Genomic DNA, 14,355 nt, shown 5'->3' with positions numbered 1-14,355 from the left:
ACTTAGTGGCATGTTCACTGCTGAGGCACGGCCCCCTGATGTGGCTCGACCCGAATCGCTGGGTGACAGATGGATCGCCCTCACCGGGCTGTCCGCGGTGTTCCTGTTCGAGATGCTCGACAACTCCATCCTCAACGTCGCGCTGCCCACGATCGGCCGTGAACTGCAGGCGACGACGACAGCGCTGCAGTGGGTGACAGGCGCGTACTCGGTCGTCTTCGGCGGGCTGATGCTGCTGTTCGGGGCGATTGCCGACCGGTTCGGGCGGCGCCGGGTGATGCTGACCGGATTGGTCCTGCTGGGCGCCGCGAGCCTCGCGACCATGTTCGTGTCGACCGCCGGGCAGCTCATCGCGGTACGGGCGTGCATGGGAGCCGCCGCGGCGATGACCACCCCGGGCTCCATGGCGCTGGCCTTCCGGCTGTTCCGGGCCGACGACCTGCGGGTGCGGGCCATCACGGTCATCTCGACCGCCGGGCTGGTGGGTCTCGCGATCGGTCCGACGGCAGGCGGGCTCGTGCTCGCCGTCGCCCCATGGCAGGTCCTGCTTCTCATCAATGTGCCGATCGCCGCACTCGCGTTCGCCGGCATCCGCCTCGGCGTCGCCGCAGACGACCCGAGCAGCCTGCACGCCGGCCCACTCGACATCCCGGGCGCGGTACTGGGCACGGCGACGATCATCCTGGCCCTGGTCACGCCGACACTGTTCGTCGACGAGGGCGGCGCATCGTGGGCGCCCTGGACCGCCGCCGCGGCAGCGATCGTGACGACCGCGGCCTTCGTCCTACGGGAGCGGACGGCACGTCACCCCCTGCTCGACCTGAGGCTGCTGGCGGTGCCGCTGGTATCGAGCGGCCTGGCCTACAAGGCCGCCGCCGGACTTGCCGTCGCCGGTCTCGGCTACCTGGTGACACTGCTGCTGCAGTTCGCCTGGGGCTGGTCCCCCGCGATGGCAGCCGTCGGCATGCTGCCGCAGGTCGTCGTGCTGCTCGCCGGGAGCCGGCTCGTGACGCCCTTCGTGCGGCGCGTCGGCCTGGAACGTGCGGCCTGGCTGAGCGCCGCAGCGGTCGTCGCCGGTCTTGCCGCCTTCGCCGCACTGAACAGGTTCGGCTACCCCGGGGTGCTGATCGCGCTCGTGCTCGTCGCCGCCGGCATGCGCGTGGTCGGGGTCGTGGCCGGCAACAACGTGCTGCGCGGCCTGCCGGAGAACCGCACCTCGATCGGCGCGGCCCTCGTCGACACCTCCAGTGAACTCGCGACGGGCGCCGGCATCGCCGCCACCGGCACCATCCTGGCCGCCCTGTTCACCGGCAGCCTCACCGCCTCGAGCTGGAGCACCGCACAAGCCGGGCAGTTCCAGCAGGCGGTGACCATCGCGGCTCTCGCCCTCACCGCCGTCGCTGCCGCACTCGTCACCTACGGCGTCATCCGCTCGCACACCACCACTTCCGTCAAGGAGACCCACCATGTCTGATGTCCTGCCGCGCCCACCGTTCGACCCCGAACTCGGGGTGTTCCTCACCGCCATGCACGAACGCGGCCCTTTCACCCTGACCACCGACATGCTGCCGCGCATGCGCATGCTGGACATGACCGAACAGGCCCTCGACGAGCGGCTGACGGCCCGCGGTTGGCGACGCCGCACCCTGACCGTCCCCGGCTACCAGGGTGACCCCATCAACCTGGCGGTCATCAGCCGTATCGGGCACACCGGTCCGGCAACGTGCTTCTACACCATGCACGGCGGCGGCATGATGTTCGGCCACTACCTCGGCAACCTGGACTCCTACGACGACTGGCTGCTCACCCACGACGATGTCGTCCTGGTCAGCGTCGACTACCGACTCGCCCCGGAGTACCCCGACCCCTATCCGGTCGAGGACTGCTACGCAGGCCTGCTGTGGACCGCCACCCACAGCGACGAACTGGGCATCGACCCCTCGCGTATCGTGCTGGCCGGGCAGAGCGCCGGCGGCGGACTCGCCGCGGGCACCGCGCTACTGGCCCGTGATCGGCAAGGACCTCCCCTGCTCGGCCAGATCCTGATCTCCCCGATGCTCGACGACAGCGACTCGACCGTCTCGACCCGCCAGATCGACGGCGTCGGCATCGCCGACCGCGCCATGACCCGCTTCGGCTGGACCGCCTACCTCGGCGACCGGCGGGGCGGCGAGGACGTGTCGATCTACGCCGCCCCCGCCCGGGCCACCGACCTGACCGGCATGCCACCGACCTACATCGACTGCGCCAGCGCCGAAGTGTTCCGCGACGAGACCGTGGCCTACGCCGGCGGACTCTGGCACGCCGGAATCGACACCGAACTACACGTCTGGCCCGGCGGCTTCCACGGCTTCACCAGCATGATGCCGCAAGCGGCACTGTCCCGGGCCGCCACCGCCGCGCTGGCGACCTGGACCGCCCGGCTACTCGCCGGACGACCTGCCGACGACGCGGATGCGGTTCGTCGTTCTTGATCGCCCCGTTCACCGGCACGGCCGGCCGGGAGGACCGGGACCTCTTCGTCTTCACCACGACCGGGCCGCTCGCCGCGGACGTGGCCCTGGCGCATTGCATCGACGTCTGCGGCGAGGTCTTCCGGGCCCTCGCCTGAACTCTCCTCAGAACGCGGCCATGACCTCGGCCGACGGCAGCGGGATCGAGAACATCGGGAAGTCGTGGGCGATCGCGTTGTCGTGCGCCTCGGCCGAGGTGGCCGCCATGCAGTCGGTGACCGTGATGACGCGATACCCGTTCTCGTACGCGCTGCGCATCGTCGACTCGACGCAGCAGTTGGTCAGGAACCCGCTGATGATCACGGTCTCGATGCCCTTGCTGCGCAGGATGAAGTCGAGGTTGGTGCTGGCGAACGTGTCCAGGCCGCGTTTGCCCTCGATCACGATGTCGCCGTCGGCCGGGGCGAGCCGGTCGACGATCGCCGCACCCCATCCGCCCTTGACGAAGGCGTTGCCGTCGACGACCCCTTTCAGGATCCCGTACGGGTGCCGGGTCAGTTCGCCGTAACCCGGTGCGAAGGTGATCGGCGCGTGCATGATGCTCACCCCGGCCGTCCGGGCCGCCGCCACCAGCTCGACGGTCCGGTCCAGCATCCCGGTCGCCGCCATCACCGGGGCCACCGCCTCGTGCAGCACCCCGCCGTCGGTGGTGAACTCGTTCTGGTACTCGATCAGCACGACCGCCGTGGTCGCGGGGTCGATCCGCAGTGTCTCCGTCATGCGCTGATGGTTTCAGGACCGGACATGGTCGGGGAGGGTCAACGCGGAATGTTCCGGGCGGGCCGCCCCGGCCGGGATCACGGTCAGTCCGCGCAGCATCTCGTTGCGCCGGGCCAGGGCTTCCGCGGTCGGCGGGAACAGGATCGAATCGCCCTCGCCGACGAGATCCTGGTTGGCCTCGACGAACGGGCGCGTGCTCCGCTCGTACCCCGCAAAGGCCTCGGCATGATCGCCTGCCGTGGCCAGAGAGACGGCCAGCATGTAGGCACCGACCAGGCCCAGGCTGGTGCCCTGCCCGGTGAGGAACGACGGTGCGTAGGCGGCGTCGCCGACCAGGGCGACCCGGCCGGACGACCAGCGGGGCATCCGGATCTGGCTGACCACGTCGAAGAACAGGTCGTCGGCGGCGCGCATCACCTCGACCATGCGCGGGATCTGCCAGCCGTCCCCGGTGAAGACCGAGGTGACGAGGTCGCGTTGCGCCGCCGGGTCGCGGAACGCGTCGAACGGGGGTTCGGCCCGGTCGAAGGTCAGGAATCCGTGGATCCGGTCGCTGTCGCGCACGGCGTAGAGGGCGGCGCCCCGGCCGGGTTCGCACCAGGTGACGGCCTCGTGCGAGAGCCCCAGGTCGTTGGGCATGGTGAAGCCGGCGAAGCAGTGCCCCAGGTACCGGTGATACCGCTCTTCAGGACCGAAGACCAGACCTCGGGTGTACGAGTGCAGCCCGTCCGCACCGACGACGAGGTCGAAGCTGCGCCGGGCGCCGCCGCGGAAGGTCACGTCGACCCGGTCGGGACGGTCGTCGAGGGTGTCGATGCTGTCGCCGAAAAGGAACTCGACGTCGTCGCGGACCGTCTCGTAGAGGATCGTGGTCAGATCGCCTCGGGGGATCTCCAGGTCGCTGCCCTCGTCCCCGCGGACCACAGTGTCCGGCCGGACCGCGGCGATCGGGCTGCCGTCCGGGTGCAGGAAGCTGATCTGCCGCGTGTCGATGTGCGCGTCGCGCAGCCGCGGCAGCACGCCCATCCGCCGGACGACCTCGATCGCCGTGCCGCGGATGTCGATCGGGTAGCCGCCGCCGCGGATGGTGTCCGCCTTCTCCACCACGGTGACGTCGAAACCGTACCTGTGCAGCCAGTACGCCAGCGCGGGTCCGGCGATGCTGGCTCCGGAGACCAGTATTCTGCTCATGGGTTTCCTCCTCGATGCTCTGCTCGCTCCCCTTGAGAAAAATATATACCTAACTTAGGTATCGAATTGAGTGTGATGACCGACACTACGGATGACGGCGATTTCGACCTGCTCACCGTCCTGCCCAAGATCTCGCAGCTCAGCACGGTGCTCAACCGCAGCGGCCTGATCGACCGCGCCACCGAGAACGCCGGCCTCAGCCTGGACCGCCCGGCCCTGGGCGTCCTGGTCGCCCTGCAGACCGGCGGCGGACCACTGCGCATCGGGGAGATCGCCAGACGCATGCAGGTCGTCGGCCCGCACATCACCCGCCAGGTCAACGAACTCGAACGCCGCACCCTGGTCCGCCGGGTCCCGGATCCGGACGACCGGCGCGCCCGCCTGGTCGAGCTGACCCCCACCGGTGCGGAGGCGGTCGGCCGCTACCTGCAGACGGTGCTCGGTGTCCTGGGCGCGGCGCTGGCCGACTGGTCCCCCGACGATCGCCGCACCTTCGGGCGGCTGCTGGACCGCTTCGCCACCGACCTGACCACCCGCCTCAGCACCCTCAGCGAATAGTCGTTGCACTTTTTGCACTTCGCGGCATGGTGGAGGTCGGCGCCTCCCGCGCCGAGCCGGGCTCCAGGACGGGATCGTCGGATCAGACCGTACGCCGACGGCTCACGCTGCAGGGAAGGCCTGGTCACGGCGACGGAGAAGTCGACCGCGAGCCGGAACACCAGGTATCGCCGGGTGCCGCCGCAGTAGGACAGGTCAGGCGTCGGCGGCGGCGGCGCGGATGCGCTGCCAAGTCACGTAGTCCCAGCCCTCGGCTGCGGCGACGTACTGGTCGGGCAGCACGTCGTCCCAGTTCACCGGCTCCTTCGCCGGGGCGGCCTCAGCGGGGTCCGCGGCGTGGCGGTCGATCTGCGTGCTGGTCATGGTGTCACTCCCGGTTCCGGTGAGGAACCACTGTACGGCGGTGCCAGAGCAGAGCCGGGTGGGCCGCGTTCGCGCTGGCGTTGGCGTTGGCGTTGGGCGACCATCAGACCCGCAGCCACGGGCTCGAGTGAGTCAGAGATCGAATTCGGCCAGCACCGGATAGTGGTCGGAGGCGTGCTCGAGCGCGCCGCCCCGCAGCACCTCGATCGAGCGTGCGCGGGCGGTCACGCCCGGGCCGGTCAGCACATAGTCGAGGCGCATGGTCCCGAACTCGGCCCCAGCCAGGCCGGAGGTAGGCACGGTGTGCGACTCTCCAGATCCGATATTTCGCCATAAATCGGTAAAGTGCGCGTTCTCAAAAGCCGCCAAAGCCCGCGTGTCAGCCACCCCCTGCCCCGTCACATGGCGACGGCGATATTCCTCCCGCTGACCGTCCAGCGACGGGCCGTGATCGGTGAACGTGTCCAGGCTGTTCAGATCACCGGCCACCACCGTCATGTCCCCGGCGTACCGGGCGACCAGACGGCGGGCCTCCCGGCGACGGCGGGACGGCGAATACGGGTTGAGGTGCGTGCTCACCACGGTCAGCGGCCCGGACGGGGTGTCCACGACCACCGCCGCGGCCGCGTGGTGCATGCCCCGGAGCAGGGTGGACCGCCGCAGCACCCGCACCGGCGGGCTGGTCAGCACCGCGACCGGCTGACCGAACAACGACCGGGCCGCGTGCGCTCGCATCCCTACGGCGGCGGTGAGGCTCTGCGCGTACGAGGAGAATCCGCGAAGCTCCTGGACCGCCCAGATGTCCGGGCGGACGGCCCGGACCACCTCGATGATCGCCGGGAGGCGGTCTCCCCCGCCGTTGCGGATGTTCCAGGTCAGCAGCCTCATGCCGGAGCGTTCTGCAGGACCCGGGCCTCCTCCGCGGCCTCGCTGACGGTCTCGGCGTGCGCGTTCGGGCGGACGGTGAACCAGAGCACGGTGATCCAGGCGGTGGTGAGCAGCAGCGCGCCGAGCATGTCGGTCGGGTGGTGCATGCCGCGGTACATCCGGGACAGCGCCACGATCGCCGGCATGATCACCGCGAGCACCGGGAAGATCCAGCGCCACGGGCGGTGCACCCGGGCCATCACGATGATCGCGATGGCGGCCCAGAGACACATGGTCGCGGCGATGTGCCCGGACGGGAACGACGACGTCGGCATCTGGCCGTCGAGCTGCTCGACCGAGGGCCGGGGACGATCCACGGCGGCCGCCGCGCAGAGGAACAGCGTCAGCTCGCCCACCATGGTCAGGGCGAGGAACAGGATCGGGCGCCACTGCCGCCACAGCGCCAGCGCGAGCGGGCAGAAGATCAGCGAGATGATCAGGATGGCGTGGGTGTCACCGGCCTTGCTGGCCAGCCAGCTCAGGTCGTCCAGGGCCGGCGTCCGGAACGTCTGCAGCCAGCGCGGGAAACCGTCGTCGAAGCCGGGCTCCCACCGGGTGACCGTGTAGCCGAGCAGGTAGAGCAGACCGAAGACGAACACCCAGCCGACCAGGATCTCCGCACCCTTGGCCCACGGGTGCGGCAGAACCGCCTCCTCGGCCGGCGCGGGACGCAGGTCCGGACCGGACTCCGGCTCCAGGCCGTCGGAGAGCGACGGCGTGGGGTGGCCCGCCTCCCGGCGCCAGATGCGGAACGCGTACGCCGTGACACTGATCCACGCGAGTCCGAGCAGGATCCCGCCGACCACATCGGAGAGGAAGTGCACGCCCAGCGCGACCCGGGTGAACCCGATCGCCGCCACCAGTACGGCGGCTAGGCCGGCCGTCACCGGACGCCACCGGGGGCGGACCGCGGCCAGGAAGACCAGCACGAGCATCCCGTAGACGACCGTCGCACCGAGCGCGTGCCCGCTGGGGAAACTGTTGCCCGGCGCCTGAGCGACCGGGACCTCGACGACCGGGCGCAGCCGGCCGATCAGCGACTTGAGCGACGGGTCCAGGATCAGCGCGCCGGCACCGGTGACGGCCAGGTAGAGGGCCGGACGGGGACGGCGGCGGATCAGCAGCACCGCGACGGCGAGCACCACCAGCGGGATCAGCACGCCGCGCCCGCCGAACGAGGAGATCTGTTCGAGCACCGCCACGGTGGACTCCGAACCGGACGCCCAGCGGTTCAGGCTGTCGGTCACCGACCGGTCCAGGTTCTGCAGTGGCTCCCAGTTGAAGCGCACCAACAGGAGCAGGACTCCGAAGCCGAGGCCGATCGCGGCAACGACGATCAGGCCGAGGACGCTGCGTTCGGCGAAGTGCCGGACGGGCGCCCAGCCGGTACGTTCCACCACACGGTTGTCGGTCACGGCGCCGTTCTTACCCGGACGGTTCGGTCGATACACCGTCCCGTCGCTGGGACGGGATGTCCGGCTCCGGTTTCCACTCGTCGTCCTTCGCCGGCCGCGCACCGACCCGGCGCGCCTCCAGCTGCGCGGCGAACGCCAGACCCAGGAAGAACGCGATCCCGGTGAGGTTCGCCCACAGCAGCAACGCCATGATCGCGGTCAGCGGGCCGTAGGTGGCGCCGAAACTGTCGCTGACCCGGACGTACCCGGCGAGCAGCAGGCTGGCCAGCCACCACAGGATGGTGGCCACCACCGCGCCGAACAGCAGCCAGGACAGGGCCGGCTGGCGGCGGCGCGGCGAGTACTCGAAGAGCAGCCCGACCGCGAAGACGATCAGGGCCAGGCTGACCGGCCAGCGCACCACGTCCCAGGCCACCCGCAGGCCGTGCGGCAACCCGAGATGCTCCTCCGCCGAGTTCCCGGCCGCCCGGCCCGCCACCAGCAGCAGGAAACCGAAGAGGGCGGGCAGGCCGGCCAGCAGCGCCAGGACCGTGGCCCGGGCGTACTTCAGGTGGGCCGGCCGGTCCCGCTCCACCCCGTAGATCCGGTTCGCACCCCGCTCGACCTGCGCCATCGCCTGGGTGAGCGCGACCAGGCCGGTGATCAGACCGAGGGTCAGCGCCAGCTCACCGGCGTCCTCGGTCGCGTCGGTGTCGACGAGCAGTTCGCGGACCACCGGCTCGCTCGCTCCCGGGGTGAGCGCGATGACGGTGTCCGCCACGATCTGCCCGCCGGACTCCACACCCAGGTCGGTGGCGAGACCGGACAGTGCGATCAGGAACGGGACGATGGCCAGGCAGAGCTGCAGGGCGAACGCCCGGGAGTGGCTGAAACCGTCGCCGTACCGGAACCGGACGAACGCGTCCCGCAGCAGCGGCCAGCGCCCGTAGTGCCGCAGCGCCAGGAAGGCGTCGTCGGCGGACAACTCGTCCCCGGACATGCTCCGGGTCTCGGGGACGGGTTCGGTGCTGCTCACAGGTTCTGGGCCCGCTCGGCGACGGCGTCGGCGTCGTGGGCGAGGTCCGGGTCGGCGTCCGGCTGTGGCACGCAGAGCAGCAGGGCCTTCGGGCGTACGTGAATCTTCATGGCCTTCCCCGGCGAGATCAGATCTCCGTCGAGCTGACGGGACTGTGCCCGGTTGCTGTAGATCTCCACACGTGATGCGGTGTAGCTCTCCATCAGTGGCACCCGCTCCCGCTTGCGGACCACCGCGAAGGCCAGGGCGATCCAGTGCGCCAGGTTGCTCGGGCTCAGGATGGCCACGTTCAGCTTGCCGTCGTCCGGCACCGCCTTCTTGAGCAGCCGCACCCCGCCCTGCAGACGGCCCACGTTGCCGATGATCACCGCGCGGGGGCGGCGGGGCATCGGCGCGCCGCCGTCCAGCCGGATCCGCACCCGCATCGGGCGGTCCAGCAGGTGCTTCGCGCCGCCGCCGACGTACGCCAGCCAGCCGATGTGCTTCTTCGCCCGCTCCGAGGTGTCCTCGAGCATCTGCGCGTCGAAACCCATCCCGGCCATCACCACGAAACACCGGTCGTCGATCGCGCCGACGTCGATCCGGCGGCGCCCGCCGTCCAGGGCGACCTGCAGACCGGTGGCCGGATCGGTGCCCAGCCCCAGGTTCGCGGCGAGCAGGTTGCCGGTGCCGGCCGGCAGCACGGCAAGCGCCACGTCGGTGCCGGCCAGCGCGGTCACCACGGCGGTCACCGTGCCGTCGCCACCGCACGCGAACACCAGTTCGGCGCCGTCGGACACGGCCTGCTTGGCTTGACCACGACCCGGATCCTCGGGGGTGGTCTCGTACCAGCGCGGCTCCGGCCAGCCGGCCTTCCGCAGGCCATCGCCGATTACCTTCTTCAACTGTGCGATATCGGCCACCTTGGCCGGGTTGACGACAACAGCGGTGCGGGGTCCACTCACGCGCTCAGTGTGCCGGAGTCATGGCCGCTCGGCGACCCGGCGTGCGGCCGGCGCACACTGCACGGGTGACAGACCTGACCTACTCCGAGATCGGGCACACCCGCACCGGCGACCTGCCCACCGGATATCGCCATCTGCGTTATCGGACCCGGATCGGCAGCGGCACCGCGGTCCTGCAACGGGCCGGGGAGGCCATCCTGACATTCCGGATGCACCGGGCCACCGGCGCGCGGATCACCACCGACGCCGTCCGGGCCGCCCCGGGCGTACGCCTCGTGGTCGGCATGGGGCCGCTGCGCGCCCCCTGCGAGGTGGTGTGGGCCACCGACCTCGGATTCGGGTACGGGACCCGCCCCGGTCACCCGGCCTCCGGCGAGGAGTCGTTCACCGTGGAGATGGACAGGCACGGCGTGGTGTGGTTCTCGGTCGTGGCGTACAGCCGGCCGGCCGGCACCCTGATGCGCCTCGGCGGGCCGGTAGCTGTCGGATTCCAGCACCTTTACGCGCGTGCGTGCGGATTCGCCCTACGCCGGCTGGGTACGGTGGCCTCGTGAGCACGACATCGGTGACCTGGTGGGGGCACAGCACCGCATGGCTCGCCGACTCCGGCGCCGGCCTGCTGATCGACCCGGTCCTCACCGACCGGCTCGCCCACCTGCGGCGGATGGCCGGCCCCACGCCCCGCCTGCCCGGCGCCCCGGACGCCATCCTGCTGTCCCACCTGCACGCCGACCACTTCCACGTGGCCTCGATCAAGGCGGTCCCCGGCAAACCGGCACTGATCGTCCCGCGCGGCGCCCGCGCCTTCGTCTTCAAGGCACTCGGCGCGGAAGCCGCCGACCGGTGCGTCGAGGTCTCCCCCGGCGACGAGATCAAAGTCGGTGGGGTACGCGTCCGCGCCGTCCCCGCCCGGCACGACGGCGCCCGTGGACCGTGGTCCCGGGACCGGGCCGTCGCCATCGGTTACGTCGTCGAGGGCGCCGCCCGGACCTACTACGCCGGCGACACCGGCCTGTTCGAGGAGATGTCCGACCTCGGACCCCTCGACCTGGCACTGATCCCCGTCGGCGGCTGGGGCCCCACCCTCGGCGCGCACGGCCACCTGGACGCCGCCGACGGCGCCGAGGCGCTACGCCGGGTCAAGGCGACCTGGGCGGTGCCGGTGCACTACGGCACACTCTGGCCGATCGGCATGGGACGGGTCCGCCGGCACATGTTCGACGAGCCGGGCGCCCGCTTCGCCGAACACGCGGCCCGCACCTGCCCGGACACCCGGGTCCGGGTCCTGACGCACGGCGAGACCCTGACCGTGGAGCCCGCCAGGTGATCGACGCTCTCGTCGCGATCGGCTGGCTACTGCTGGTCGTGGGATTCGGCGCGATCGTGCCGATCGTGCCCACCGGCGCCGCGGTCAGCGGGGCCGCCACCCTGGCCCTGCACGAACACCCAGCCCTGATCGGCCTGGTGGTGGTCGCCGGAGCCGCCGGCGCCTACCTCGGCGACCTGGTCATGTACGCGATGTGCCGGTTCGGGGGTGAACAACTGGCCCGCCGGCTGCGCTGGCTGCGCGACGAGGAACGCCTCGCCGTCGTCAAGGAACGCCTCCAGGCCCGGCAGGTCCAGGTCCTGCTGGTGTCCCGGCTGATCCCCGGCGGACGGGTCCCGGTGCTGCTCGCCGCAGCCTTCGCCGGCCTGCCCTGGCGTACGTTCGTGACCGCCAACGCACCGGCCTGCGCCCTGTGGTCGATCGTCTACGCCGCGATCGGCCTGGCCGGCGGCTCGATCTTCCCGGAACCATGGCAGGGCGTGATCGCGGCCGTCGTCCTGATCCTGATCGTCAACCAGGCGCTGACCTGGTGGAACAAGCGCTCGCTCAGTACTTCAGATGCGTCCGGGTGAGCTTGGCGACCTTCTCCACCAGCTTGATCCCGGCCGGCATCGTCTGGTTGGTGTGCGACAGCACCGCGATCGACACGTCGGTGTCGTCGCCCTCGACCCGGCCCACCGAGTTGATGATCCAGAGGTTCTTCTCGGTGGAGCGTTGCAGCCAGCCGTTCTTGACGGTGGCCTCCTCGCCCGCCGCGGCAACGGCCGGCACGCCCCAGTCCTGATCGTCGGCGACCGTACCCATCAGCTTCTCCGCATAGCCGCGCGAATAATCGGTCAGCTCGCCGTCCTCGTCGTGGATCGCCTCGAGGAGCTTCACCTGATCCTTGACCGTGGTCTTCGTCAAGCCCCACGAACTGCTCACCTTGGTCTGGGTCAGCCCCAGACGCTTGTTGCAGGCGGTCAGCGCCTGGATCCGGCCCAGTTTCACGTAGAGCGACGTGGTGGAGGCGTTGTCGCTGTACCTGATCATCTTCTTGGCCAGGGCGTCCTCGCTCGCCGAGACCTTGCGGTCGTCGTCCTGCGCGGTCAGCAGCAGACAGGCGAGCACCTGCACCTTGACGATGCTGGCAGTCTCATACTTCTCGTCACCGCGATAGGCGTACGTCTCGCCGGTCTCGCCGTCGAAAACGGCCACCGAGAACTCGGGGGCGGTCGCCGCATACTTCTTGAGCGCGGCGTCGAGCGCCTTGACACGCTTGGCGCGCTCGATCGCGGCCAACTCCTCCGGACTGGGACCGGTCGGGGTCGGCGACGCCGACGGCTGGGCGTCGAGGAACGTGCCGGCCAGCGCGTTCGTGCCGCTGCCGCCGGCCATCATCCCCTTCGCCACCAGCACCGATCCCCCGAGGATGCCCACGGCGGCAATCGTCAACATCAGATTCCGGGTACTCCGCACCCATGCATACTGCCGTGTCGAAGCCCCCGAATGGGCACTGAAAGCCTGTTGATTCCCAACTTTCGACCCATAGGCGTGCAGCCGGTACCCTCCGTCACGGATTTTCCGAGGGCGACACCGCTATGCGGTCCCGCATCCCGTTAGTCATCCAGTGCCGTCATTGGCTCCATTATGTGAGGGCTCCGCCTTCGTCCCTCGGCTCTTCCTCTCGGCTCGGCCTCTGGGCCGGCTTCGACTCGGCCTCGACTCGGTCCTCGGCCCAGCTTCGGTTCGGTCTTGGCTCGGCCTCGGTTCGGTCTTAGCACGGCTTCGGCCCAGCTTCGGCCCGGCTTCGGCTCGGCTTCGGCTCGGTCTTGGCTCGGCTTCGGCTCGGCTTCGGCTCGGTCTTCGGTGAACGTCGACGTTTTCGACGAGCGCCGACAGAGCAGAATGGGGGTATGGCATCTCTGTTGTCCCGAGCCGTCCAGCTGTCCCGTGCCGCGCTGGCCGTCCCCGCCGTGGCGGCCGACCTGACCCGGACGGCACTCGGACAGGTGGTCGAGACGGCAGCCGCCGCCGCGACCATCCCGGTCCGCGCGGTTGGCCTGGTCGGACAGGCGGAGCTGCTGCTCAACCGGGTCAACCTGGCCACCGCCCAGGCCGAGGACCTGATCCGGCGGGTCACCACGACGGTCACCGCCGCCGAACAGACGGTCGCCGACGCCCGAGCCATCGCCACCGCCGCCGCACTCACCGTCGAGGAGGCCACCGCGATCTCGGCCGCCGCCACCGAACTGATCCGCCGCACGTCACTCACCGCCGACGCGGCCGCCGGACTGGTCGGCGACGCCACCACCGTGATGACCGACGTGAACGCCCTCACCTCGACGGCCACCGCCGCAGTCACCGAGATGACCGCCCTGACCACCACCGCCGGCGCCCTGGTGACCACCGCCGCAGGCGTGGCGGGCGAAGCGCAGTCGCTGATCACCACGGCTTCGGGCGTGGCGGGCGAGGCCCAGTCCCTGATCACCACAGCATCCGGCGTGGCCGGCGAAGCCCAGTCCCTGATCACCACAGCGTCCGGCGTGGCCGGCGAGGCGCAGACGATCGTCGCCGCCGCCTCCACGGTCGCCGGGCGGGCGCAGACGGTCGTCGAGCGTGCCGACGTGGCGGCGGCCCAGGCCGGTGAGCTCCTCGACGCCTACGCCCCGACACTCCAGCAGGCCGCCCCGCTGGCCTCCCGCTTCGTCTCCGAACTCACCCCCGACGAGGTGACCGCCGCCATCCGCATGGTCGATCAGCTGCCCGCCCTCCGCGACCACCTGGTCGACGACGTCATGCCCCTGCTCGGCAAACTCGATCAGGTCGGCCCCGACCTGCACAAACTCCTCGAAGTGACCGAGGACCTGCACCTGGCCATCGCCGGCCTCCCCGGCCTGAAGCTGCTCCGCCGCCGCGGCGAGGAGCGGGTCAACGACTGACCAGCTGTATTGCAGGCTCCGCCCCAGCAACTGCCCCGGACGACGGCCCAACCCGCCCAGCCGCCGCCGACGGCCGAACTCCGCCGCCCACACAGCCGCAACCGACGGCCCAGCCGACCCAGCCGTCAACCACGGTCCAGCCGACCCAGCCGTCGGCCACGGTCCACCCCGCCCAGCCGTCGGCCACGGTCCACCCGTGAACTCGTTACGACCCAGAACACCGGCCGACAACCCCGAGCCGTCGCTGACGGCTGATCGCCGCCTCCCAGACAGCCGTAACCGACGGCCCGACCCGCCCAGCCGTCCTAGAGGGCTGAACTTCGCCGCCAAAACAGCCGTATCCGACGGCCCAACCCGCCCAGCCGTCGCTGAAGGCTGAACTCCGACTCCTGGACAGCCGTAACCGACGGCCCAACCCGCCCAGCCATCGCTGAAGGCTGAACTCCGACTCCTGGACAGCC

Annotated in this window: 16 protein-coding genes; 8 read left to right on the top strand and 8 right to left on the bottom strand. The window is 70.6% G+C overall.

What is annotated here, in order from left to right; all coding sequences use genetic code 11:
* The first annotated feature begins 10 nt into the window (after nucleotides 1-10).
* From QSK32_RS30025 to QSK32_RS30015, 3 genes are read left to right on the top strand one after another with little or no spacing between them, the layout of a single operon-like run.
* Nucleotides 11-1,474, top strand: a complete 1,464-nt coding sequence (locus QSK32_RS30025) for an MFS transporter (RefSeq protein WP_285473816.1) — start codon at nucleotides 11-13, stop codon at nucleotides 1,472-1,474.
* Nucleotides 1,467-2,474, top strand: a complete 1,008-nt coding sequence (locus QSK32_RS30020; RefSeq protein WP_285473815.1) for an alpha/beta hydrolase — start codon at nucleotides 1,467-1,469, stop codon at nucleotides 2,472-2,474. Before QSK32_RS30025 ends, QSK32_RS30020 begins: the two co-directional genes overlap by 8 nt.
* Nucleotides 2,471-2,611, top strand: a complete 141-nt coding sequence (locus QSK32_RS30015; protein ID WP_157411196.1) for a hypothetical protein — start codon at nucleotides 2,471-2,473, stop codon at nucleotides 2,609-2,611. The genes QSK32_RS30020 and QSK32_RS30015 overlap by 4 nt, the downstream gene beginning before the upstream one ends.
* Nucleotides 2,612-2,618: 7 nt before the next feature.
* Here QSK32_RS30015 and QSK32_RS30010 read toward each other — a convergent pair whose 3' ends face one another.
* Nucleotides 2,619-3,233 carry a cysteine hydrolase family protein gene (locus QSK32_RS30010; protein ID WP_045744230.1) on the bottom strand — a complete coding sequence of 205 codons (615 nt, stop codon included), beginning with the start codon at nucleotides 3,231-3,233 and terminating at the stop codon, nucleotides 2,619-2,621.
* Between the two features lie 12 nt (nucleotides 3,234-3,245).
* Nucleotides 3,246-4,424, bottom strand: coding sequence for an FAD-dependent monooxygenase (locus tag QSK32_RS30005; protein WP_285473814.1), 1,179 nt, complete (start codon nucleotides 4,422-4,424; stop codon nucleotides 3,246-3,248).
* A gap of 75 nt (nucleotides 4,425-4,499) precedes the next feature.
* Between QSK32_RS30005 and QSK32_RS30000 the strand changes: the two genes are divergently transcribed.
* The gene (locus QSK32_RS30000) at nucleotides 4,500-4,982 is read left to right on the top strand and encodes a MarR family winged helix-turn-helix transcriptional regulator (protein WP_285473813.1); all 483 of its coding nucleotides are present in this window, start codon (nucleotides 4,500-4,502) and stop codon (nucleotides 4,980-4,982) included.
* Between the two features lie 195 nt (nucleotides 4,983-5,177).
* Here QSK32_RS30000 and QSK32_RS29995 read toward each other — a convergent pair whose 3' ends face one another.
* From QSK32_RS29995 to QSK32_RS29975, 5 genes are all read right to left on the bottom strand, one after another.
* On the bottom strand, nucleotides 5,178-5,345 hold the full coding sequence (locus QSK32_RS29995; RefSeq protein WP_285473812.1) for a hypothetical protein: 168 nt from the start codon (nucleotides 5,343-5,345) through the stop codon (nucleotides 5,178-5,180).
* Nucleotides 5,346-5,477: 132 nt separating this feature from the next.
* Nucleotides 5,478-6,233: an endonuclease/exonuclease/phosphatase family protein gene (locus tag QSK32_RS29990; RefSeq protein ID WP_285473811.1), complete on the bottom strand. Its 756-nt coding sequence runs from the start codon at nucleotides 6,231-6,233 to the stop codon at nucleotides 5,478-5,480.
* Entirely contained in the window at nucleotides 6,230-7,687 is a 1,458-nt protein-coding gene (locus QSK32_RS29985; RefSeq protein ID WP_045744234.1) for a phosphatase PAP2 family protein, read from the bottom strand. The genes QSK32_RS29990 and QSK32_RS29985 overlap by 4 nt, the downstream gene beginning before the upstream one ends.
* Before the next feature lie 10 nt (nucleotides 7,688-7,697).
* The gene (locus QSK32_RS29980; RefSeq protein WP_045744235.1) at nucleotides 7,698-8,702 is read right to left on the bottom strand and encodes a YihY/virulence factor BrkB family protein; all 1,005 of its coding nucleotides are present in this window, start codon (nucleotides 8,700-8,702) and stop codon (nucleotides 7,698-7,700) included.
* Nucleotides 8,699-9,646, bottom strand: a complete 948-nt coding sequence (locus QSK32_RS29975) for a diacylglycerol/lipid kinase family protein (RefSeq protein WP_285473810.1) — start codon at nucleotides 9,644-9,646, stop codon at nucleotides 8,699-8,701. Before QSK32_RS29975 ends, QSK32_RS29980 begins: the two co-directional genes overlap by 4 nt.
* Nucleotides 9,647-9,711: 65 nt before the next feature.
* Between QSK32_RS29975 and QSK32_RS29970 the strand changes: the two genes are divergently transcribed.
* From QSK32_RS29970 to QSK32_RS29960, 3 genes are read left to right on the top strand one after another with little or no spacing between them, the layout of a single operon-like run.
* A complete protein-coding gene (locus QSK32_RS29970; RefSeq protein ID WP_045744237.1) occupies nucleotides 9,712-10,200 on the top strand; it encodes a DUF1990 domain-containing protein in 489 nt (162 codons plus the stop codon).
* Nucleotides 10,197-10,973 carry an MBL fold metallo-hydrolase gene (locus QSK32_RS29965; protein ID WP_045744238.1) on the top strand — a complete coding sequence of 259 codons (777 nt, stop codon included), beginning with the start codon at nucleotides 10,197-10,199 and terminating at the stop codon, nucleotides 10,971-10,973. The genes QSK32_RS29970 and QSK32_RS29965 overlap by 4 nt, the downstream gene beginning before the upstream one ends.
* A complete protein-coding gene (locus QSK32_RS29960; protein WP_045744239.1) occupies nucleotides 10,970-11,545 on the top strand; it encodes a DedA family protein in 576 nt (191 codons plus the stop codon). Before QSK32_RS29965 ends, QSK32_RS29960 begins: the two co-directional genes overlap by 4 nt.
* Here QSK32_RS29960 and QSK32_RS29955 read toward each other — a convergent pair.
* The gene (locus QSK32_RS29955; protein WP_045744240.1) at nucleotides 11,520-12,410 is read right to left on the bottom strand and encodes a serine hydrolase; all 891 of its coding nucleotides are present in this window, start codon (nucleotides 12,408-12,410) and stop codon (nucleotides 11,520-11,522) included. The two genes, QSK32_RS29960 and QSK32_RS29955, sit on opposite strands and share 26 nt — an antisense overlap.
* 458 nt (nucleotides 12,411-12,868) lie before the next feature.
* Between QSK32_RS29955 and QSK32_RS29950 the strand changes: the two genes are divergently transcribed.
* Nucleotides 12,869-13,894, top strand: a complete 1,026-nt coding sequence (locus QSK32_RS29950) for a hypothetical protein (protein WP_285473809.1) — start codon at nucleotides 12,869-12,871, stop codon at nucleotides 13,892-13,894.
* Nucleotides 13,895-14,355: the final 461 nt, after the last annotated feature.

It is taken from the genome of Actinoplanes sp. NBRC 101535, assembly GCF_030269225.1.
Classification (GTDB): Bacteria; Actinomycetota; Actinomycetes; order Mycobacteriales; family Micromonosporaceae; genus Actinoplanes; species Actinoplanes rectilineatus.
The sequence above is the reverse complement of the archived record's forward strand: the minus strand, read 5'-3'. Positions and strand labels throughout refer to the sequence as shown.

What these genes read in the sequence shown, in the direction of transcription:
- QSK32_RS29995 (WP_285473812.1), bottom strand. Translation starts at nt 5,345, where the DNA reads ATGACCAGCACGCAGATCGACCGCCACGCCGCGGACCCCGCTGAGGCC.
- QSK32_RS30005 (WP_285473814.1), bottom strand. Translation starts at nt 4,424, where the DNA reads ATGAGCAGAATACTGGTCTCCGGAGCCAGCATCGCCGGACCCGCGCTG.
- QSK32_RS29990 (WP_285473811.1), bottom strand. Translation starts at nt 6,233, where the DNA reads ATGAGGCTGCTGACCTGGAACATCCGCAACGGCGGGGGAGACCGCCTC.
- QSK32_RS30000 (WP_285473813.1), top strand. Translation starts at nt 4,500, where the DNA reads ATGACCGACACTACGGATGACGGCGATTTCGACCTGCTCACCGTCCTG.
- QSK32_RS30020 (WP_285473815.1), top strand. Translation starts at nt 1,467, where the DNA reads ATGTCTGATGTCCTGCCGCGCCCACCGTTCGACCCCGAACTCGGGGTG.
- QSK32_RS29950 (WP_285473809.1), top strand. Translation starts at nt 12,869, where the DNA reads ATGGCATCTCTGTTGTCCCGAGCCGTCCAGCTGTCCCGTGCCGCGCTG.
- QSK32_RS30010 (WP_045744230.1), bottom strand. Translation starts at nt 3,233, where the DNA reads ATGACGGAGACACTGCGGATCGACCCCGCGACCACGGCGGTCGTGCTG.
- QSK32_RS30025 (WP_285473816.1), top strand. Translation starts at nt 11, where the DNA reads ATGTTCACTGCTGAGGCACGGCCCCCTGATGTGGCTCGACCCGAATCG.
- QSK32_RS29955 (WP_045744240.1), bottom strand. Translation starts at nt 12,410, where the DNA reads ATGTTGACGATTGCCGCCGTGGGCATCCTCGGGGGATCGGTGCTGGTG.